Origin of the sequence: Bradyrhizobium sp. MOS003 (assembly GCF_003020125.1) — a bacterium.
GTDB lineage: Bacteria > Pseudomonadota > Alphaproteobacteria > Rhizobiales > Xanthobacteraceae > Bradyrhizobium.
The window spans coordinates 478,291-500,288 of sequence record NZ_PYFW01000003.1; the positions used below are offsets into that span (position 1 = coordinate 478,291).

Consider the following 21,998-nt stretch of genomic DNA (forward strand, 5'->3'; position numbering starts at 1 on the left):
TTTCGATCAGTTCTTGCGCGGGGCGGAAGCGTTGACATTTTCTTCCGCATAATTCTGCGGGAAGGCGAGCGCGCTCGTCGCCGAGGACGGCCTGGCCGCCTTGGCGTCGGCATCCGCCGATTTCTTTGCGGTCCTGGCGGCGTCGTCCAGCAGCTTCTCGACGCGCACCAAAATGTCGGCGCCGCGCTTGGTCAGCACCGGCGGCGGACCCGGCTTGGTCTCCAGCACCTTCGGCGCCGCATTGGCCTGCGCGTTGCTGATATGCTGCGGCGGCAGCTTCTGGCCCATGCCGATGCCGGGGATTTCCCGGACCTCGACGCCCTGATGGGCCGCGAGCATGATGTCGTGCCAGGTCTGGGCCGGCAGCGAGCCGCCGGTCATGCGGTTGGTCGGCGAGTAGTCATCGTTGCCGTACCAGACCGCGCAGGTGAAATTGCCGGTGTAGCCGACGAACCAGGCGTCGCGATACGCGTTGGTCGTGCCGGTCTTGCCCGCGGTCGGAATGCCGTCGAGCGCGGCACGGCGCGCGGTGCCCTCGCTGACGACGTGGCTCATCATGCCCGCCATGTCGGCGGCGACGGAGGCGGGAATCGCCTGCCGCGGCTTCGGGCCGTCGCGGTCCCAGCGCCAGACCGGGTCGCCGGCGCCGGTGCGCACTTCGAGCACCGAATGCGGCGTCACCGCCTTGCCGCGGTTGGGGAAGGTCGCGTAGGCGACCGCGTGCTCGAGCACGGTGACTTCGTCCGAGCCGATCGGCAGCGACGGCGTGTCGGGCAGCGGCGCCTTGAGGCCGAAACGGCGGGCGACCTCGACGATCTTGGCGCGGCCGATCTTGGCGGGGTTCGGCGCCTTCGGCTGTTCCTTCTGGCCGATCGCGATCGACAGCTTCACCGGCACGACGTTGATCGAGCGCGTGATCGCCTGCGTCAGCGTCACCGCGCCGGAATAGGAATGGCCATAATTCTGCGGGCACCAATTGCCGATGCAGACGGGGCCGTCGACCACGATCGAGTTCGGCGTGAAACCGTTCAGCAGCGCGGTGGTGTAAACGTAGGGCTTGAACGACGAACCCGGCTGGCGGTAGGCGTCGACGGCGCGGTTGAACTGGCTGGCGCCGTAGTCGCGGCCGCCGACCATGGCGCGGATGCCGCCGTCGAGGTCGGACACCACGGTCGCCGCTTGCGTCGCGTGATAGTCGCGGCCGAACTGGCGCAGCTGGTTCTCGACCGCATCCTCCGCGGCCTTCTGCACGTTGGTGTCGATGGCGAGGCGCACCACGAAGACGCGCTCGGTGTAGGATTTCGGGAAGGTGTCGACCAGCTTGCGCATCTCGTCGAAGGCGTAGTCGAGATAGTAGTTCGGCGAGGCTTCGTCGCGGCGGTCGACCGCGAAGGCCGGGTTGCGGCGGGCGCCGAACACTTGGCCCTCGGTCATGAAGCCGGCATCGACGAGATTGTCGAGCACGACGTTGGCGCGGGCGCGGGCGGCGGGCAGGTTGATGTGGGGTGCGTATTTGGTCGGCGCCTTGAACAGCCCGGCGAGCATCGCGGCCTCCGCCAAGGTCACGTCGCGCGCGGATTTGTTGAAGTAGAAATGCGCAGCGCCGTCGACGCCGAAGGTGCCGCCGCCCATATAGGCGCGGTCGAGATACAGCTTCAAAATCTCGTTCTTGGTCAGGCGCCATTCCAGCCAGACTGCGAGGAAGGCTTCGTTGACCTTGCGCTCGATGGTGCGCTCGTTGCTCAGGAACAGGTTCTTGGCGAGCTGCTGGGTGATCGAGGAGCCGCCCTGGCGGACGCCTCCGGCCTGGGCGTTGGTGACGAGCGCGCGCGCGGTGCCGGCGATGTCGATGCCGAAATGCTCGTAGAAGCGGCGGTCTTCGGTCGCCAGCGTCGCCTTGATCAGGACGTCCGGAAAATCTTCCAACGGGATCGAGTCGTTATGCTTGATGCCGCGGCTGCCGATCGGGTTGCCGTAGCGGTCGAGGAAGGTCACCGCGAGGTCGGACTTCTTCAGCCAGTCCTCGTCCGCGGTCTCGCGGAAGGCGGGGATGGCGAGGGTGAGCATCACCACGAGACCGCCGAGCCCGAGGGTTGCGGCCTCCGATAGCGGCTCGATGAACACCCAGCGCTTCCAGCGTCCGACATAGAAGCGGTCCATGAAGGTCGAGTAACGCTCGTAGAGCTCGCGGATGCCCTTGGCCGAGGAAAACAGCGAGGAGTCGATGCGCGCATCGAGGTCCAGGAAGAAATTCCGGACCTTCTGCTTCCAATGCGATGGTATGATCTGGCGCACCTAGAACCCTTGAGGCTCGCTTCGAAAGCGTTCAAGCACCCGGCCGGGGCGGCATCGAGACGTCTTGAGGGAATGTTGCGGCAAACCCAAGGCGCCCGGCCAGCATCCGAGGGACTTGCTGTTCCTTCTAGCCGAGCGGGGCCCATAAACCAATGGTCACGCTCGCGATTTTGAACAACAGGCTGAATCGACCCCGGTTCATTACGGGCCTCGAAGGCGCCTTGCTTGCACCACCCCGGCCGCACGCCCTAGATGGCTTCAGCCGTAGCTCTTTCGAACTTTGTTGAGGCGCATGACCGCAGCTCCCAAACGACCTTCAGGCCAGGAAGGATTCTTCTGGAAAACCAAGACTTTGGAAGAGATGTCGGGGCCCGAATGGGAAAGCCTGTGCGACGGCTGCGGCCGCTGTTGCCTGAACAAGCTCGAAGACGAGGATACCGGCCAGATCTATTTCACCCATGTCGGCTGCAAGCTGCTCGATGCCGGGACCTGCGGCTGCAAGGACTACCCGAATCGGTCTGCGAAGGTTCCGGATTGCGTCCGCCTGACCCCGGCCAATGTCCGCACCCTGAACTGGCTGCCGCCGAGCTGCGGCTACAAGCTGGTCGCCGAAGGGCGCGATCTCTATTGGTGGCATCCGCTGGTCTCCGGTGATCCCAACACTGTGCATGACGCCGGCGTCTCCGTGCGCGGCCGGGTCGAGGGCAGCGAGGAGGAGATTCCGGACGACGAACTCGAGAACCACATCGTACAATGGCCGGCGCAGCTGCCGAAACGGGCCCGCCTGAAGCGACGCCCGAAGGACTGAGCCGCCGCGGACACTGGATCACGTCTTCGGGATGGCCCGGGGGCGGGATGCACCCATGCGCCGTGATGCCTGCCCGGGACAAATTTTGCTGTCTACATTGGGCTGCATAGAACGAATCCTTCGCGGCGTTGCGCCGCCACACGGCACCCGAGCGAGATGAACAAGTTCGACCGGCGGAGCAGTTCTGCCGACATCCAGACTTTGCCCGACGACATCGCCGAGGAGCTGTCCCGGCTTCCGAGCGAAGTCATCAGCGTCGATGATGCGCCCTCCATCGCGCCGCCGGTGCCGCTGTCGCAGGACGAGGTCCGCACCATCGTCATCAGCCTGATGCTGACGATGTTCCTGGCCGCCCTCGACCAAACCATCGTGGCGACCGCGCTGCCGACCATCGGACGCCAGTTCCAGGACGTCTCCAATCTCTCCTGGGTCATCACCGCCTATCTGCTCGCCTCGACCGCGGTGGCGCCGGTGTTCGGCACGCTCAGCGACATCTATGGCCGCCGCGCCATGATCATCATTTCGCTCAGCTTGTTCGTGGCCGGCTCGGTGCTGTGCGCGATCGCGCCGAACATGCCGATGCTGATCCTGGCGCGCGGCCTTCAGGGGCTCGGCGGCGGCGGCATCATGCCTGTCGTGCAGACCGTGATCTCCGACGTCGTCTCTCCGCGCGAACGCGGCCAGTATCAGGCCTATTTCTCCAGCGTGTGGATGGTCGGCGGCATCCTCGGTCCGGTCATCGGCGGCGTGTTCGCCGAGCATCTGCACTGGTCGATGATCTTCTGGATCAATCTGCCGCTGACGGCAGCGGCGCTCGCGCTGCTGCTGCCGAAGATGAAGAAGATCCCGGTGTTCCACCGCAAGCGCAAGGTCGACTGGCTCGGCGGCGTGCTGCTGATGGCCTCCGCCGTCGTCTTCATGCTGGTACTGACCTGGGGCGGCACGCGCTATCCCTGGCTGTCGCCGACCGTGCTGGCGATGGTGGGCGGCGCCGTCGCACTCGCCGTCAGCTTCGTCTGGCATGCGCGTCGCGCCGACGAGCCCTTCCTGCCGTTGAAGATGCTGACCGGATCGGTGGCGCCGTTCGCGATGACCGCCGGTGGCTGCGGGCTCGGGGCGATCACCGGCCTCACCGTGCAGCTGCCGCTCTATTACGAGCAGGTCTACCATCTGAGCGCGAGCGAGGCGGGGCTTGCGCTGATCCCGCTCGCTGCGGTTTCGACCGTTGGCGCCGCCGTCGCCGGCCGTACCATGGCCCGTGCAAAACACTACAAGCGCGTCGCCATCATCGGCACGTCCTGGGCCGCGCTGTGCGGCCTCGGCCTCACGCTCACCACTCTGCCGCTGTGGGGCCTGCTGATGCTGATGGCGGCGTTCGCGCTCGGGCTCGGCACCACCTTCCCGGTCTGCGTGGTCTCGCTGCAGAACTCGGTCGCGCGCCCGCAAGTCGGCACCATCACCGGCGCGATGAACTTCTTCCGCTCGCTGATGTCCTCGTTCACGGTCGCCGCCTTCGCCGCGATCCTGCTGATCGCGCTCGGCATCGACGTGCCGCTCGCCGGCGAGCATCATGCCGCAGGCGCCGTCGCTATTCCCGCCGACGACATGCGGCACGCCTTCCGCTACGTGTTCGGCGCCGCCACCGCGCTGATGACCACCGCCGCGTTGTGTCTCATCGCGATGGAGGAGCGACCGCTGGCCGGTCCCTCAGTGACGCAACCCGTCGAGATGGCGGAGTAGGGCGCTAGCCCGCGCCGTTCGGGAAGCTGCTTTTCCGTGGCAGCACAATGGTGAATTCGGTGAACTCGCCCGGCGCGGTCGCGACGTCGATCGTGCCGCCATGCTGCTTCACCACGATGTCGTGGCTCATCGACAGGCCGAGGCCGGTGCCTTCGCCGGCCGGCTTGGTGGTGAAGAACGGATTGAACATCTTCTCCTTCACCTCGTCTGGGATGCCCGTGCCGTTGTCGCGGATGCGGATCTCGACGTGGTCGCCGCGGTCGCGGGTCGCGGCGGTCAGGACCGGCTCGTACGCCGCCGCCTTGGTCTCGGCCTTGCGGCTGGCGACCGCATGGAATCCGTTTCCGATCAGGTTCAGCAGCACCCGCGTGATCTCCTGCGGGAATACATCGGCCGAGCCTGCGGCCGGATCGAACTCGCGCTTCAGCGTCACGTCGAACTGCGGCTTCTCGGCGCGGGCGCCGTGATAGGCGAGGTTGAGGCTCTCCTCGACCACCGCGTTGATATCGCTCGACCGATGCTCGCCGCCGCCCTCGCGCGAATGCAGCAGCATGTTCTTGACGATGGAATCGGCGCGCTGTCCGTGCTGCACGATCTTGCCGAGATTGTCCTTCAATAGCCCCGTGAGCTCGTCGACCTCGCTGCGGATTTCGTCCGCGAGCGTCACGGGCGCAAGCACCTCGTTCAGCTCGTCAGTCAATTCGGCGGAGAGCGAGGCAAAATTGTTGACGAAGTTGAGCGGGTTCTTGATCTCGTGCGCGATGCCGGCGGTGAGCTGGCCGAGCGATGCCAGCTTCTCGGTCTGAACCAGCCGGTCCTGCGCCGCGCGCAGATCGTCGAGCGACTTCGCAAGCTCCCGCGTGCGGTCCTGCACCTCGTTGAACAGCCGCGTGTTCTCGATCGCGATCACGGCCTGGTCGGCGAAGGTCTTGAGCAGGCTGATCGCCTTGTCCGGGAAATGGCCGGCTTGCGGCCGCGTCACGGCGATGGTGCCAATCGCGATGCCGTCGCGCAGCATCGGCACCGCGAGGATGCTGCGATAGCCCCGCGTCCGCGCCAGCTCCTTCATGGCCTCGGTGAGATCAGGCTCGTTCTGCATGTCGCTGCGGAAGGCATATTCTCCGCTTCGAGCCACCCGGCTGTGAATGCCCGACGATGTCAGCGCTGCGGGGAACGAGCTGAGCAGATCGGCATTGCCGGCTTCATTATCTGTGGTGAAGGCGGCCAGATGCAGCATGCCGTCGATGACGCGGGTGACGGTGGAGGAATGTCCGCCGATCAGCGCCTTGGCGCTGTCGGAGATGGCCTGGAACACCGGCGTGACGTCGGCGGGCGACGCCGCGATCACCTTGAGGATGTCGGCGGTTGCGGTCTGACGCTCCAGCGCCTCCTGTGTCGCATTGAACAGGCTGACATTCTTGATCGCGATCACCGCCTGGTCGGCGAAGGTCTGCAGCAGCCGCACGTGATGCTCGGCAAACGCGCCGGTCGCGCGTCGCGTCGTGATGATGAGGCCGATCGCTTCGCCGTCGCTCATCAAGGGTGAGAACAGCATGCTGCGGTAGCCGCGGGCGCGGGCGATGTCGCGCGCGGCCGGCTCGAGCTCGGTATCGGGCAGTTGCGCCGCCGCGCCGTTGGCCACGAGCGAATAGGGCGGGAACTGCACGAACGGCACTGGAAACGAGGCCTGCAGCACGTGATCGCCGGCAGGATCGGTCGGTGTGAATGCGGCAAGATGCGCAGCGCCGTCGACATAGCGCAGCACCGCCGTGGAGAAGCCGCCGATCAGCCGGTTGGCGTTGGCGGCGATGGCCTCGAATACCGGCTGCACGTCGGACGGCGAGGCTGCCATCACCTTGAGGATGTCGGCGGTCGCGGTCTGGCGTTGCAGCGTCTCTTCCGTCTCGTTGAACAGCCGCGCATTCTCGATCGCGATCACGGCCTGGTCGGCAAAGGTCTGCAGCAATTGCACGAGGTCGGGCGCGAACGCGCCTGGCACGGCACGGGTGACGCTGATCATGCCGACCGGCGTGCCCCGGTTCATCAGCGGCATGAACAGCACGCTGCGGAAGCCGCGCAGCCGCGCCAGATCGCGGTTCAGCTGCGGCACGTCCTCGGCTTCGCTGTCGGGAAACTGGATCGTCTCGCCGCCACGCACCAGCGCAAAGGTCGGAAACTCCGCGATCTTGCGCGGGAACGACGCCTTCAGCGCTTCGTCGGCCTCGGGGCTGGTCGGCGTGTAAGCCACGAGGTGCAGCTCGTCGCCGATGAACTGGAGCACGGTGGCGGAGAAGCCGTCGAGCAGGCGCTTGGAACTCGACGCGATCGCCTCGAACACCGGCCGGGCATCGGAGGGCGAGGCCGCGATGGTGCGCAGGATTTCGGCACTGGCATTTTGACGATCACGCGCAGTCGCGAGCGCACTGCGCAGCCGCGCATTCTCGGCTGCGAGCTCATCGGCGAGGTCATGGGAACGGTCGGTCATTCGCAATCCGGCTTGATGCCGCGACAGGCGCGGCACCGGGGCGGATTATCACATTCCCTGCGGCCGGAGCCAGCGTCCGGCTCGCCTCACGTTCCCGGACGCGACACCTCGGTTTCCTTGCTGGTGATGAACTCCAGCAGCACCGGAATGCCTTCCTGCGTCTTCTGGATGCCGCGCCTGATCGCGGGGATGATGTCTTCCGGCCTGGTCACCCGCTCGCCATAGCCGCCGAAGGCGCGCGCCATCGCGGCATAGTCGCCGGAAATGTCGGTCGAGCGATATTTCTCGGTCGAGACCGGCATCACCTTCAACTCGATCGCCATCGAGAAGTTGTTCAGCAGGATCGACATGATCGGGATGCGCTCGCGCACCGCGGTCTCGAAATCCATGCCGGTGAAACCGATCGCCGCATCGCCCCAGACGTTGATGCAGAGCTTGTCGGGCTTTGCGAGCTTCGCGCCCATCGCGAGGCCGAGACCGTAGCCGAGTTGCGTGGTCTTGCCCCAGCCGAGATAGGTGAGGGGCTTCGTCGACTTCCAGAACGGCGAGAGCTGGTCGCGCGGGCTGCCGGCGTCGTGGGTGATGATGGTGTTGTCGATGTCGACGGCGTGCTGCAGGTCCCACAGCACGCGATACGGACTGAGCGGCGCGTCGTTGCTGGTGAGTTTCGGCATCCATTTCGCCAGCCATTCCTTGTGCGAGGCTGCGATCTCGGTCGCGACCGCGGAGGCATCGCGGTCCGCGGTAACGGTCTTGCCGATCTCCTCCAGCAGCGCATCGAGCACGAGGCCGGCGTCGCCGACCAGGCCGATTTTCGCTTCCACATCCTTGTTGAGATGGTTGGGATCGAGCGTGGAATGGATGATGGTCTTGCCCTTCGGCATGGCGATGCCGAAGTTCGTTTCCGTGAAGGAGCAGCCGATGCCGAAGATGAGGTCGGCCTCGGCGAGGAATTTCGGCACCGCGCGCGGCACCGCGAGGCCGCCGGAGCCGAGCGAGAGCGGATGCGTTTCCGGGAACGACGATTTGCCGCCTAGGCTGGTGGTCACCGGGATCGCCAACCGCTCGGCGAGCCGCTTCAATTGCGGCCAGGCCTGCGCGTAATGCACGCCCTGGCCGGCATAGATCACCGCATGCCTGGCGTTGACGAGCAGCTGGGCTGCTTCCTTCACATGCACGGGGTCGGCGCCATAGCGCGTGCGCAGCACCGGCGTGTAGTCGAGCGGCTCCGGCACATCCTCGTTCCACATGTCCGCGGGAATCTCCACGATCACGGGGCCGCCGCGGCCGTTCTTCAGCTTGGTGAAGGCGCGGCGAAAGATATTGGCGACCTCGGCCGCGAGGATGATTGGCTCCGACGATTTCGAAAACGCCTTCATCGCCTCGCTTGAATTGAAGTTCGGCTCGATATGCGCAAGCCGGCGCTGATAGCCCATCGGCAGCACCAGTACCGGAACGGACTCGCCATAGCACTGCGCGACGCCGCCCATCGCGTTCTCCGCGCCGGGCCCATGCTGCATGCAGAACGCGCCGATCGAGCGCCCCGACGTCACCCGTGAGATCGCGTCCGCCATGTGGATGCCGACGCGCTCCTGCCGCACCATCACCGGGCGGATATCGGCTTTCGCCGCGTGCTCGATCAGGTGGTTGACGGGATAGCCGCAGAGGATCTCGATTCCCTCGCGCCGCATGATTTCCGCAATGGCGGTGCCGAGCTTCATGGCGTTTCTCTCCCTCTGAGGCCTGGCCGGTTGATCCGGCCGCTTGGCATGAGAGGATCAGGAAATTCGAGAAGCGTAAAGCAGGCCGCGGCGAGCACTGCGGTAGGCCAGCCATGCATCGCCCGGGTGCGGCTACGCACGACAGCCGCGCCTGCCGCGGTCAGGAGGTGGCTTGCAGTTCGGCCAAAAGGCGTGAGGCGGCAATGAGGTCCTGGGTTTCAAAGCCCTCGGTGAAGTCGCCATGGATTGGCGCGAGCAAGCGTACGGCTTTTGGTCTGCGGCGTGTCGCCATCAAGTGCGCGGCCAGATCGACGGCGATCCGCAGTTCGAAGGTTTTGGCGCCTATGCTGCGGGCCTCGGACAGCGCCTGCTGCAGCCGCTTCTCTGCGCGCACTGGCTCGCCGGTACGAATGAGGACGGATGCATCGACGCGCATAAGCTCCGGACGGCACCAGCGTTCGCCCTGCCGCTCCTGGTAATCGAGCGCTTCCGCGATGGTGCGCTGCGCGTCCTCGATGCGGCCTTGCCTGAGAAGCGCGCGGGCGAGCACCGCAAGATAGCTGCCGATCCGCATCAGGAAGCGGCATTCGATCAGCTCGTCGATCGCGGCCCGGATATCGTCCACCGCGTGCGGATCGCCCCTGAGGTCGCGAAGGCAGGCCGAGAAATAGCGCTCCACCGGAACCCAGCGGGAGATGCGCTCCCGTTCGAGATTTTCACGCAGCCGTTCCGCATAGCTTTCGAGTGCATCCAGATTGCCGGTTTCGAGCGCAATGGGGAGCGCAGCAAGTCCGAGCGCGTTCGACTGGGATACCCATTGACCGCTGCGATCCGCCGCATCGACCGCATCGCGGGCCAGCCTGGCCGCGGTGTCGGGCTGTCCCTGCATCCATGCAACGAAGGGCAGATTGAAACGAACGGTGATGAACCGGTAGACCTCGTTGGCATCCTTGCGGGACCTGCCCTCAGCCAGCGAATGGGTTGCCGCGAGACGATCCAGAACCGCGCGGCTCTTGCTCAATTCACTCGCAAACGCTTGTGCCCAGGCCAGCGCCCGATCGGCTTCGGACGTCGATGTCAGGTTGCGGTCGCGGTCCGCGAGCCCGGTCGCTTCCTCGAGATAGGCGGTGGCACGCGGGATATGACCGATCTGCAGCAGGTAGAAGGCGAAGCCGACCAGTGCGCGTTGCTGATAGTCGGTGTCCTTGGCAGCTCTTGCAAAGGCGATCGCATCGAGCCATGCAATCTCGTTTTCGTTGGATAGTTTGCGAGCGTAGAAAAGGCTCCATCCGAGCGCGCAGGCGAGCTTCGCCCGCAGCAGATCGTCGCACTCGATGGTTTTGGCCAGCGCCAGTGCCGAGGCCAGCCGCGCCTGTGCCTCCGACAGGATGGCTGTCTCCGACCACAAGGTGATCCCCGCAACCGTCAGCCTGATGCCGAGCAAGGGATTGCCGTCCTCGCCGAAGGCCCACGACAATGCGGCCCTGAGATCACCGATGCGCCAGAGGTAGCGTTGAGTCCAGTCGGCCGGCTCACGCCAGCTCCATTCGTCCTCGGACTGTTCGAACAGGGCAAGAATGCGCTGGGCATGGTGGTCGAGCGCTTGCTCGCAGGCGGGATCGGAGCGGCGCCGGTCGGTCGCGTAGCGCCGCGTGCTGTCCAGCAGGCGGTAGCGCAGGCCGCGCCCGCTGGCCTGCGCGCTCAAAAGGGATTTTGCGACGAGACTGCCGAGCCCGGTGACGACGTCGACCAGATCGAGGCCGGCCGCCCCGGCCACGAAAATCGCGTCTTCGGCTTCGAAAGCGTCGCTGAACACGGAGAGCAGGGCGAACAGCCTGGCTTCCTTGGAAGGCAGCAGCGTGAAGCTCCAGTCGATCGTGGCCATCAGGGTCTCATGGCGCGGCGAGGCGCCTTCGGCCCTTGGCGCGCGAAAACTCAGATTTTGATCGAGCGCATCAAGCAGTTCGCGCGGGCCGAACGTTCGGATCTGGGCGGCCGCCAGCTCGATCGCCAGCGGGAGGCCGTCCAGTGAACGGCATATCGAGGCGATGGCCGCGTAGTCGTCATCGACGAACTCATAGTCCGACCATTCGGCCGCACGGCGAACGAACAATTGAACCGCCGGAAATTCGACCGCCTGCTCCGTGGTCGGCGCCTGGCCCGGGCCTGGAGCGGGGAGCGAGCCGAGCCGCACGACGTGCTCGGTCGTGTTGCCCAGCGGTTCACGGCTGGTCGCAAGCAGCTTCGAAGGCGAAATGTCCGCCAGGAATCTCCCGGCAAACATGGTGGCGGCCGGCAGCACATGCTCGCAATTGTCCAGGATGAGGAGCATCTGGCGCTGCCTGAGATAGTCGAGCACCGCGGTCAGGCCGTTGTCCGGATTGCCCCTGATGCCCAGCGCGGTGACCATCGCCGCGCCGAACAGGGTCGGGTCCGCGATCGTGGCGAGATCGACGAAGCAGACGCCGTCGCGATAGCGCGAAGCGATGGCCTGCGCCACCGCAACGGCAACGGTCGTCTTGCCGATCCCTCCCGCGCCGGCCAGGGTCAGGTGCCTGAGGTCGACCAGCAGACGCGCAATATAGGCGATCTCGGCCTCGCGCCCGACGATGCCGCGCCGCAACGGCGGCGGCGAGGGGATCGGTTCCGCCTGCGCGGGGTGATCCTCGATCTCACCGATGCTCGTTTGCACGTCCGCGACGAACCTGTAGCCCCGGCGCGCCACCGTCGCGATGTAGGCCGGCTCGGTCTGGGTATCACCCAGCGAACGCCGCAAGCTCCACATGTTGACCTTGAGATTGCTGTCGTGAAGGAACGTACCCGGCCAGGCCGCCTCCATCAGTTCGTCCTTGCTGACCAGTTCGCCGCGACGCTGTACCAGCAGGTGCAACAGCTCGAATGCGCGTCCGCCCAGTTTCACCGCGCGCCCATCGAGGAGAAGCAATTGGCGGCGGGGAACGAGTTGGAATCGGCCGAAGGAGAAGGTGAGCTCCTGTCGGCGCGTGCCCCGTTGCCGTGTCTCGGTGGCAGTCCGCATTGCTCATTGCCAATCGATCGAACAGATCGCCTTGCAATTATCATGCGCTGCAAACTTGTAGAAGTGAGCGGTTCTGAATTCGCACGATTGCCCCGCGCGGCTGCCTCCTCGGGTGCTGCGACAAAACCACTCGCGCGTCCGCCTTCTTGACCGTATCAGGCTATTTTTTGGGCTTGCCGAGAACCGCCATGCGCATGACTTCGACGCCGCCGTCGGCAAGCTCCGGCAGCTTGGCGAACCAGTCTTTCACATAGGGCATCGCATTGTGCGCGTCGAAATCGGCCTGGCTGGCGAAAACCTCGTAAAAGATGAAATGACCGGGTTTGGCGCGGTCTTCCTGAAGGAAATAGACCAGGTTCTTGGGATCGCCGCGCACCAGCTCGATCAGCGGCAGAGTAGCGGCGCGCAGTGCGTCCTCTTTCCCGGGCTTGGCGCGGACCTGCGCCACGACGGAATAGGCGCCCTCCGGAATCTCCTGATAGCGCACGCGCGGCGCTTCCTGGGCGACGATTGGTGCGGCGGGCAAAGTCAACGTGACGGCGAACAGCAGGGCGACACGCGTATTGCGGGCGAGAGCTTGCATCACAAAATCCTTCATGTGTCTGTTCAGCGCACGATGCTTTGCTGGCGCTTGGCCAGTGCGTCCGCAAAGCGCTTCTTGACCGGGTCGAGCGCCTTGACGAATTCGAGCTGCTCGCCCTCCGGGCCCTTGCAATAGATCAGCTCCCAGCCATTGGAAGGCTCCGCGGTCACCTTGTTGGTGTTGGTGTCGCGGGGCGCGGCCTTACGGTCCGCCTCCGTCATGACGCGGACGGTTCGGTTGGCCCGCACCTGGGTCATGCCGCGGCGTGCCGATTCGGCTTCGAGGTCGGCGATGAATTTATTGAAGTCGACGTCGTCGCGCACATAAAAGCAGATGTGCATCATGCGCGGAAACGCCGGGCTCATGTGCTCCACCGGTTCGGCGAAACTCTTGGCGCTGCCCATTGGCTGATCGGCCTCGCGATATTGCAGCAGTTCGAGCACCATGTTGTCGAACTGGATGAAACGGACGTCGAGCCGCTGGGCTCCGCTGCGCAGGTCGGGCACGCCGATGGTCCGCGGATTGACCCCGCGGGCGTTCGCCTCGATCTCCTGATCGGCCAGCAGCGTGTTCTGCACGCCATCACCCTGGAAATCGCCATGGCGGAACACCTCGCTGCCCCCGAGCACCTCGGTGTAGAACTGATAGGCCCGCTCCATGTTCTGGACCGTCAGCCCGAAATGCTGGACGCCCTGGAGCCGTGCGCCGAGCGGCGCCTCGTTGCGTTCGGCGGACGACATGGGATCGCCCTTCTGTGCCGCGGCCCTTGCGTCGCTTGCGGTGCCGGCGAGGCCCATGACGACGGCTGCGCCGGTCGTCTGCAACAGGGCGCGGCGGCCCATGCGCGTGGTGTTGTCTGCCTGGTCTGTCATGTCGCTCTCCTTGCTTGTAAGGCGTGCCGTCGGCGCTCGAGCGCGACGGCTCTCGTCGGCTGCGGATGTGTCTGCGCTTCTGAACTCGTTCACTAGCTCAAGCGCGCATTGCGCGATTTCCGATTCCTGCGCGATGACGCACGCATCTTGCTTTGGATGACCGGCGATTTCGAAATCGCACGCGTCCGGCGAAGCCTTTGCTCTGTCGCCATTTTACCTCTTTTAACCGCGCGCCCTCTGGACTTCGGGAACGCCGCTTGTGAGACATTCGTTTCACGGTGGAGCTGCAATGCCGCGGCTCGCCACCGGACGGGAATGGTCGCTCGCTCGCGACAAGGGGGCCTGAAATTGCCGCAAGCAAAGCGGAGGTCGTGATGGCGCTCGTGACGCATGGCGATGAGAAGTACCGGACCAGCGAGAAGCTCGCGGAGGCCCGCGACTGGCCGGGGCTCAGCATCGAGCATCGCAAGTTCGAAGCGGGCCGCCAGGCCACGCCCGTTCCCGTCTGTAACGAACTCGTCATGGTGTTGTCGGGCGGCGGGATCGTGTGCCGCGAAGGCAATGGCGAAGTTCAGAAGAGTCTCGCGCGGCCCGGCATGAGCTACCTCGTCCCCGTCGGCACGCAGGAGAGCAGTCTGGAGCTATCCGATCGGATGGAATGTCTCCATGTCTATCTGCCGCCGGCGCTGCTCGACGAGAGTGCGCTTACAGATTTCGACATCGATCCGGCGAAGGTCGAGATCGCGTATGCGCACGGTCTTGCCGATCGGATCCTGTTCCACATCTGCGCGCCGCTTCGCGACCTGCTGCATCGACCGCGACAGCCGACCGACGCGCTGTTCGTGGGAGGAATCCAGGTTGCGCTCGCGGCGCATCTTCTGGGGCATTATACGATCGATCGCTGGCAGGCGCCCGGCAAGGCGCTGTCGCTCGATCCGCGGCGCCTGCAGCGCGTGCTCGACTACATCGAGAGCTCGCTCGGCGGCGACATCAGGCTCGAGGATCTGGCCGCGCAGGCCTGTCTCAGCCCTTACCATTTTTCGAGGTTGTTCCGCGAGGCCACCGGTTTGTCACCGCACCGCTATGTCACCGATCGGCGTGTCCAGGCAGCGCGACACGAACTCGCGAGGGACCGCATGTCCCTGGTCGAAATCGCCCTGGAATTCGGTTTCGGCTCGCAGGCGAATTTCACGCGCGTGTTCCGCAAGGCCGCAAGTCTGACGCCGGGGCAGTATCGCGAATTGTGCGGCGGTGGCGCCGACGCGGCGATCGATCGCGGCATTCCGCAGGGATTGCGCATGGCGCCGCAGGAATCGGAAATACAGCCCGGCGTGCATCCGCTGTGCTGTCGCAGCGACCAGTTGCCTCTGGAGGAAACACCGACATGATCGAGCTCACCGTCAACGGCACCAAGCACCGTGTCGACGTCGTTCCCGAGATGCCACTGCTCTGGGTGTTACGCGACGAGCTTGGCATCACCAGTGCAAAATACGGCTGCGGAGTTGCGCAATGCGGCGCCTGCACCGTTCACATCGACGGCAAGGCGGTGCGGTCCTGTCAGTCGCATATCGGCGAGGTCGCCGGCAAATCGGTCGTCACGCTCGAAGGCCTCGGCAACAAGGATCAGCATCCGGTGGTGCAGGCCTGGATCGAGCATCAGGTTCCGCAATGCGGCTACTGCCAGACCGGTCAGGTCATGCAGGCGATCTCGCTGCTCACGAAGATCCCCAAACCGACAGACGAGCAGATCAATCAGGTGATGTCGGGAAACCTCTGCCGCTGCGGCACCTATCCGCGCATCCGCGCGGCGATCCATGCGGCCGCGGCCAAGAAAATGGCGGAGAAGTGATATGGGCCACATGCAGGACCTCTCGCGCCGCGCGTTTGTCTTCGGCTCCGCCGCGATGGCTGGCGGCATCGCCTTCGGCGCCTACAGCGGTGCTGAAGCGGCTGCACCGGTCGCCGGCGACAATCCCTTGACCGCCGGGCTCGGGCCGAATTCGGTGACGTTCAATCCCTGGGTCGAGATCAGCCCGGACAAGATCACGCTGATCGCACAGCATGCCGACATCGGTCAGGGCGTCGGCTCGGTGCAGCCGATCATGATAGCCGAGGAGATGGACCTCGATCCTGGCCAGTTCGAAGTTCGCTTCGCGGGTCCCAGTCCCGCCTATTTCAACACCGGGTTCAAGGAGGAGCTGGCGCCGTTCCTCGCCGCGGATCAGAGCCCCGCGGCCGAAGCGGGTCGCGCCGCGGCGCTCGAAGGTCTTCGACAGTCCGGCCTGCAGATGACGGGCGGCTCGAGCACGATCCCTGACACCTATGAGAAGCTGCGCAAGGCCGGGGCCGTGGCGCGTGAGACGTTGAAGGCCGCTGCCGCGAAACGTTCCGGCGTCGCAGTGGCCGACATACGCACCCGGTCAGGGCACGTGATCCTCCCCGACGGCAAGAAGATTCCTTATGTTGAGCTCGCGGCGGACGCCGCGAAGATTCCCCCGGTGCTCGACGCGCAGACGCGCGATCCCTCCACCTGGCGCTTGATCGGCAAGCCGATGATGCGCCTTGACGTTCGCGCCAAGGTTCTGGGCGAGCTGAAGTTCGGCATCGACATGAAGATGGAGGGCATGCTGTACGCCTCCGTCAAGCTGAACCCCAGCAAGGGGCAGCCGCTGAAATCCTACGACGCAAGCAAGGCGCAATCGATGCCGGGGGTCAGGAAGATCCTCGAAATCAAGAATGGCGTTGCCGTGATCGCCACCAACAGCTGGTACGCGATGAGGGCCGCCGATGCCGTCAAGTGCGAGTGGGCGCCTTCAGCGTATCCCGCCGACCAGGCCGACCATTGGAAGGTGCTGCAATCCTCGTTCAAGCCGGAGTTCCTGGGCAAGGAATGGCGCAAGATCGGTGATGTCGAAGCCGGCCTGAAGACGGGCACGCGCATCGAGGCGGAGTATCGCGCGCCCTACGTCGCCCATCAGCCGCTCGAACCGCTCAACGGAATCGGCCTCGTCACCGACAAGGGGATGGAGATCTGGGTCGGCCACCAGAGCCCCCAATTCGTGCAGCATGTCGCGGCGACCGCCATCGGCCTGAAGCCGGAGCAGGTCACCTTCCACAATCAGTGGACCGGCGGAAGTTTTGGCCACCGTCTCGAATACGAGAACGTCCGTGTGCTTGCCGAGATCGCAAACCAGATGCGCGGCACGCCGATCAAGCTGGTGTTCTCGCGCGAGGAGGATTTCCTCCAGGACATTCCGCGGCAGATCGCGATTGCCCGGCACAAAGGCAGCATCGACAAGGGCAAGATCGTCGCGGCCGATCTGCAGCTGGCCTCGACGGCGCCGCTCAAGGGGCTGCTCGAACGTTCGGGCGCCCCTTCGAAGGATCCCGACGCGCAATTGGCGGCCGGCCTCTGGAACGTCTACTACGACATCCCCAATTTCCGGGCCACGACTTACGAGGCACAGGGGCTGTCGCCGAGCACCACGTGGCGGTCGGTCGGTGCCTCGACGGCCGGCTTCTTCACCGAGAGCTTCATCGACGAATTGATCCACGCCGCCGGCCTCGATCCGATGAAGGCGCGGATCGCGATGTGCAACGTGCCGCACTATCGCAAGCTGCTCGAGACGGTCGCGGAGATGTCAAACTGGAAGGGACCTCTCGGCAACGGAAGGGGGCGGGGCGTTGCCTTCGTGGAGTCGTTCGGCACACCGGTTGCAGAAGTCGTCGAGGTCACCAAGACCGACCGGGGCATCAGGATCGACAAGGTCTGGGCCGCGGTCGACGTCGGCAAGGTGATCGACCCCGTCAATTTCGAGAACCAGGTGCAGGGCGGGATCGTCTGGGGCCTCGGCCACGCCATCAACTGTGAGCTCACTTACGCGAAGGGCGCGGTACAGCAGACCAATTACAACCACCACGAGGCCATGCGCATGTACCAGTGCCCGGTGATCGAAGTTCGCGGGCTCGAGAACGATCCCAAGGTGAGGGGCGTCGGAGAGCCGCCCGTTCCGCCGGCGGCACCCGCGCTCGCCAACGCGATCTTCGCCGCGACCGGGCTGCGCATCCGCGAGATGCCCTTCAACAAGTTCATCGATTTCGTGTGAGGAAGCCCATGAAGAGATCTCTGATTGCGCTCGTCCTCGCCGGCTCGACTATCGCCGCCGTCACCGGCATCGTTGCGGCCAAGGACGACGTCGCCAAAGACTTGCTGCCGCCAGGCAGCGTTAGCCGCGTGGAGGGGCTGGAAGCCTGGAAGCGGATCGAAGCCGTGGTGACGCATCCGCGTTGTGCCAATTGCCATGTCGATGCCAAGGCCATTCCGATCTGGACCCCGGCAGGTGAAACCAAGCCCCGCGTGCACGGCATGAACATCCACGGCGGCGAGAGCCGCATCGGCGCGGAGGCGATCCCGTGCTCGACCTGTCACATGACTTCTACCCAGGCGAACGAGCCTGCGCCGGCGCCGCCGCGCGCCGGCATCGACTGGCAGCTTGCCCCGGTGGCCTTCATCTGGTTCGGCAAGAGCGGGCCCGAGATTTGCGCGCAGCTCAAGGATCCCAAGCGCAATGGCGGCCGCGATGCCGCCGGCCTCGTCGAGCATTTGCGGCACGATGCCTCGCTGAACGGCTTCATTCCACGGGGCTGGGCGCCCGGCGCAGGCCGTTCGACGCCGCCGGGCATCTTCGAGGATCACGTCAGGGACATGGCGAGGTGGGGAGCGGCCGGGCAACCCTGTCCGAATTGAACGACCGCGCGCCGGGATGGCGCGCGATCGTGTCGGCCGCGCGATCGCGTGCTCAGACCAGCGTGCCCGCGTGGAAGTTCGCGTGGGCGAGCAACGACTGGATCACGACGTTGTCGCCGGGCCCTCCGTCCAGTACGTCGAGACCGCCGCCGCCGATCAGCACATCGTCGCCAAGCCCGCCGAGCAGCGTATCGTTGCCCGCGCTGCCGATCAGCACGTCGTCGCCGGCGCCGCCGTCGAAGACGAGATGAGGCCCGCCCGGGCCGACGCCCGACGCCTCGATCACGTCGTCGCCGCCGAGGCCCTTGATGGTGATGGTGTCATTGAAGTCGAAATTCTCGATCACGACCTGGCTCGCCAGACCGTCGATCACCAGCGCGCCATTGCTGTTGAGCGACAGCGTGATGACGTCGTCCCCTCCGGTGCCGTTGATCACGATGTTGTCGGCCGCGCCGTCGCCGCCGGCGGTGCCGGGGACGGCGCCTAGATCGATCTTCACCTGTGTCACGTCGGTGCCGCTCATGTCGCCGACAGTGATGGTGTCGGCGCCGCCGCGCGCATCGAACGTGATCGTCTCGACGCCGTGCGTGTCCATGGTGATGTTGGCGACGTCGCGCGTCAGCTCGGCGCGTCCGCCATTGGCGAAGATGTTGATGGTTTCGGCGATATTGGCGCCGTTGAACAGCAGGGTGTCGCTGCCGGCCTGGCCCTCGATCGTGTCGTTGTCGTCGCCGGGATTCCAGACGAAGGTGTCGTTGCCGGCGCCCATCAACGCGACGTCGTTGCCGTCGCCGCCGCTGATCAGGTCGTCGCCCTGGCTGCCGCGGATGGTGTCGTTGCCAATTCCGCCGTTGATCGTCAACTGCAGCACGCCGGCAGCGAGCCCGCTGGCGTCGATGACGTCGTCGCCGCCGAGGCCATTGAGCGTCAGTTGATCTGTCGTCTCCACGGACGTCAGGTGGGTGCTTGCATGCAGGCCGAACACCGTCACGCCGCCGGCATTGCCGCTGACGCCGTACGTGTCGGCGCCCTGGGTGGCATCGACCGACACTGTATCGACAGCGCCGTCGGGCGTTCCGTCCGGGCCGCCGAGGTCGATGTTCACCCGCGTCACGTCGGTCCCGGTCAGATCGCCGACGGTGATATGGTCGGTGCCGCCCAGCGCGTGGATATCGACGCGCTCGACCCCGTGCAGGTCCATCGTGATGTTTGCGACGTCGCGCGTCAGCAGGGCGCGGTCGCCATTCGCCACGACGGCCATGGTTTCCGCAATGCTGGCGCCGAAGAACCGCAGCGTGTCGACGCCGGTGCCGCCCTCGACGGTGTCGCTGCCGTCGCCCGGATTCCACTGGAAGATATCGTTGCCGGCGCCGAGCAGGGCGGTGTCGTTGCCCTGGTTGCCGTCGATGAAATCGTTGCCGTCGCCGCCGATCAGCGTGTCGCTGCCGGCACTGCCGAGGATGGTGTCGTTGCCGGCGCCGCCGTCGATGGTCAGGTGCACGACGCCGGCGGCCAGCATGGCGGCCGATATCGTGTCGTTGCCGCCGAGGCCTTCGATTACGAGTGCATCGTTCGCGCCTTCCGCATTGGTGATGGTGACGGCGGCCGGCAGTCCCGTGACCGCAACCGACGTGCCCGAGCCGGATATCTGAATCGCATTGGCGCCGTTCGTGCCCTCCAGCGTCACCGTGTCGGCCGCGCCGTCCCCAATGCCGAGATCGATATTGACCTGCTTGACATCGGTTCCAGCCAGATTGTTGACGACGATGTTGTCGCTGCCGCCGCGCGCATTGACGGTGATGGTTTCGATGCTATCGAGGTCCATCGTGATGTTGGCGACGTCGCGGGTCAGCAGCGTGCGTCCGCCATTGGCGGCGGACAGCGTGATGTGCTCGGCGATGTTCGAGCCGTTGAACAGCAGGGTGTCGGCTCCCGCCTGTCCGTCGACCTTGTCGCTGCCGTCGCCGGCGTCCCACTGGAAGGTGTCGTTGCCGGCGCCGAGCAGGGCGGTGTCGTTGCCCTGATTGCCGTCGATGAAATCGTTGCCTTCGCCGCCCAGCAGACGGTCCGCGCCGTTGCCGCCAAGGATCGTGTCATTGCCGGCGCCGCCGTCGATCGTCAGGTTGATGAGCGCGGCGAGATTGCCTGTTGCGGTGATGACGTCGTCGCCACCACCCGCATTGACCACGAGGTTCTCGGTGGTGCCGATGTCGAGCGAGAACGGTGCCGGATCGACGCGGTCGAAGCGCACGCGGGTGCCGTTGGCCGTGATGGCAAACGTCTCGCTGCCGTTGCCGCCGTTCACCTCGGCGGTGTCGATGCCTTCGCCGCCTTCGATCAGATCGCTGTCGTCACCGGGGTTCCAGATCATGCGGTCGTTGCCGGCTTCGCCGAACATCTGATCGTTGCCGTCGCCGCCGATCAGCACGTCGTTGCCGGAACCGCCGAACAGCAGGTCGTTGCCGCCCTTGCCGAGCAGCGTGTCGTTGCCGGACTGGCCGAACAGCATGTCCCCGCCGGAGCCGCCGGTCAGCGTATCGTTGCCGGCGCCGCCGAACAGATTCGCCGCAGGCATCGCGCCGTTGCTTTCATCGATGGTGATGATGTCGTTGCCGTCCTGGCCGAAGCCCTGGATCAATTTGGTGTTGGCGACCGTGGCCGGGCCGCCTTTGATCGCGATCGCACCGCCGTTGGCGACGATGGTCCCCGCCGCATTGCGGCCCAACACGACGGTGTTGTTGTGGCCGTCGCCAAGGACAGTGAGAATTCCGGTGGAAAAAGTTGCTGTGACGGCCATGTGTGCTTCTCGCTCTACGTGATCGAAATGGGCCGTGCGGCGGTATCGTGACGCATTTCGCGATGCCAGGGCGAACGGCAGGCGATCTCATCTGTAGGCCGGGATGCCAGTTCCGGCTTCGCTGAAGTCTTCGGACGGGCTCCTGTTTTCCTTGAGAGCAGCTTGATTTTGGGGATGGGCGGTCGCGCCCCCGGGTTTTCGTGGCAGCTAGGCCCATTCTACCACCATCCGTTGTGGTGCCCGACGGGCAAAACACCCAGCGCTGGGTCGAGCGCCCTCCGTCAAAATATTCGTATTTACAGAAGTTCGGTTTTGCCGTACAAGCTGCGCCATCCCGCCCGCCACGAGGGGCGTTTCGCGATCGTCACGAGACGCGGGCCGGGATGCGGTGGCCGCGACGGCGTCGGCGCGCGATGAAGTTGCAGGGCGGGCAACCGTGAGCAGCGGCAGGCGCGGTACGACACGGCGCTGACAGCGTCTCTGTCCGGTCTCGATGGCGAGCGCACGCCAGCAATCGGGAACGCGGATGGGGACGTGCGCGGACGGAGAAGTCGTGTGGTCCTGACGCCCGGGGTCTGTGCGTCAAGTCATGTGGTGACGTGCGGCCAACCGGTGCGCGCATCTGAAATCCGCAAGGCGACGGGGGCAATAGTGCATCGCTCCCCGGGGAGAGCACGAAGGACACCGTGAAAACCATCGCGCAGGGAAGGCCGGGCGACCGGCACACCTGTCGTCCAACCCCGTGCGCGTTCTTAGCACACGCGGGACTTCGGGTGCCAGCCGGCGCCCGGCCTTCCCTGCGCCCTTGCTTTCAAAGGGTGCAAGACCGAAGCAAAGCTCGGGCAAACAAGCCGCGAGGATGATAAGCCACGTTTATCGCCCAACAACGGTCTCGTGCCCCGGACGCAGCGCA

Annotated in this window: 12 protein-coding genes and 1 pseudogene; 6 read left to right on the forward strand and 7 right to left on the reverse strand. The window is 65.4% G+C overall.

The genetic code is table 11. From position 1 onward, the window contains the following. Positions 1–6 precede the first annotated feature (6 nt). Entirely contained in the window at positions 7–2,295 is a 2,289-nt protein-coding gene (locus C7G42_RS17125) for a transglycosylase domain-containing protein (protein WP_106950119.1), read from the reverse strand. A gap of 292 nt (positions 2,296–2,587) precedes the next feature. On the opposite strand from C7G42_RS17125, the gene C7G42_RS17130 reads away from it, so the two are divergent. Then, positions 2,588–3,103: a YcgN family cysteine cluster protein gene (locus C7G42_RS17130; protein WP_106950120.1), complete on the forward strand. Its 516-nt coding sequence runs from the start codon at positions 2,588–2,590 to the stop codon at positions 3,101–3,103. Between the two features lie 156 nt (positions 3,104–3,259). Further along, positions 3,260–4,843 carry an MDR family MFS transporter gene (locus tag C7G42_RS17135; protein ID WP_106950121.1) on the forward strand — a complete coding sequence of 528 codons (1,584 nt, stop codon included), beginning with the start codon at positions 3,260–3,262 and terminating at the stop codon, positions 4,841–4,843. A gap of 4 nt (positions 4,844–4,847) precedes the next feature. Here the strand turns inward: C7G42_RS17135 and C7G42_RS17140 are convergent, their stop codons facing one another. The 5 genes and pseudogenes from C7G42_RS17140 to C7G42_RS17160 form a co-directional block, all read right to left on the reverse strand. Then, the gene (locus C7G42_RS17140) at positions 4,848–7,328 is read right to left on the reverse strand and encodes a GAF domain-containing sensor histidine kinase (RefSeq protein ID WP_199580955.1); all 2,481 of its coding nucleotides are present in this window, start codon (positions 7,326–7,328) and stop codon (positions 4,848–4,850) included. Positions 7,329–7,414: 86 nt separating this feature from the next. After that, positions 7,415–9,061 (reverse strand): annotated as a pseudogene (locus tag C7G42_RS17145) (thiamine pyrophosphate-requiring protein); the annotation flags it as partial. Between the two features lie 148 nt (positions 9,062–9,209). After that, on the reverse strand, positions 9,210–11,969 hold the full coding sequence (locus C7G42_RS17150) for an ATP-binding protein (RefSeq protein ID WP_245427768.1): 2,760 nt from the start codon (positions 11,967–11,969) through the stop codon (positions 9,210–9,212). A 277-nt stretch (positions 11,970–12,246) separates the two neighbouring features. Then, positions 12,247–12,669: a putative quinol monooxygenase gene (locus C7G42_RS17155; RefSeq protein ID WP_245427769.1), complete on the reverse strand. Its 423-nt coding sequence runs from the start codon at positions 12,667–12,669 to the stop codon at positions 12,247–12,249. A gap of 23 nt (positions 12,670–12,692) precedes the next feature. Further along, the gene (locus tag C7G42_RS17160; RefSeq protein ID WP_106950126.1) at positions 12,693–13,541 is read right to left on the reverse strand and encodes a VOC family protein; all 849 of its coding nucleotides are present in this window, start codon (positions 13,539–13,541) and stop codon (positions 12,693–12,695) included. Positions 13,542–13,915: 374 nt separating this feature from the next. On the opposite strand from C7G42_RS17160, the gene C7G42_RS17165 reads away from it, so the two are divergent. The 4 genes from C7G42_RS17165 to C7G42_RS17180 are packed head-to-tail and all read left to right on the forward strand — an operon-like array spanning position 13,916 to position 18,288. Further along, the gene (locus C7G42_RS17165) at positions 13,916–14,929 is read left to right on the forward strand and encodes a helix-turn-helix domain-containing protein (RefSeq protein ID WP_106950127.1); all 1,014 of its coding nucleotides are present in this window, start codon (positions 13,916–13,918) and stop codon (positions 14,927–14,929) included. Then, positions 14,926–15,390, forward strand: coding sequence for a (2Fe-2S)-binding protein (locus C7G42_RS17170; protein ID WP_199580956.1), 465 nt, complete (start codon positions 14,926–14,928; stop codon positions 15,388–15,390). Before C7G42_RS17165 ends, C7G42_RS17170 begins: the two co-directional genes overlap by 4 nt. A 1-nt stretch (position 15,391) precedes the next feature. Continuing rightward, positions 15,392–17,647: a xanthine dehydrogenase family protein molybdopterin-binding subunit gene (locus tag C7G42_RS17175; protein ID WP_106950128.1), complete on the forward strand. Its 2,256-nt coding sequence runs from the start codon at positions 15,392–15,394 to the stop codon at positions 17,645–17,647. An 8-nt stretch (positions 17,648–17,655) separates the two neighbouring features. Continuing rightward, positions 17,656–18,288: a hypothetical protein gene (locus C7G42_RS17180; RefSeq protein WP_106950129.1), complete on the forward strand. Its 633-nt coding sequence runs from the start codon at positions 17,656–17,658 to the stop codon at positions 18,286–18,288. Between the two features lie 52 nt (positions 18,289–18,340). On the opposite strand, the gene C7G42_RS17185 is transcribed toward C7G42_RS17180, so the two are convergent. Continuing rightward, positions 18,341–21,085 carry a beta strand repeat-containing protein gene (locus C7G42_RS17185; RefSeq protein ID WP_106950130.1) on the reverse strand — a complete coding sequence of 915 codons (2,745 nt, stop codon included), beginning with the start codon at positions 21,083–21,085 and terminating at the stop codon, positions 18,341–18,343. Positions 21,086–21,998 lie beyond the last annotated feature (913 nt).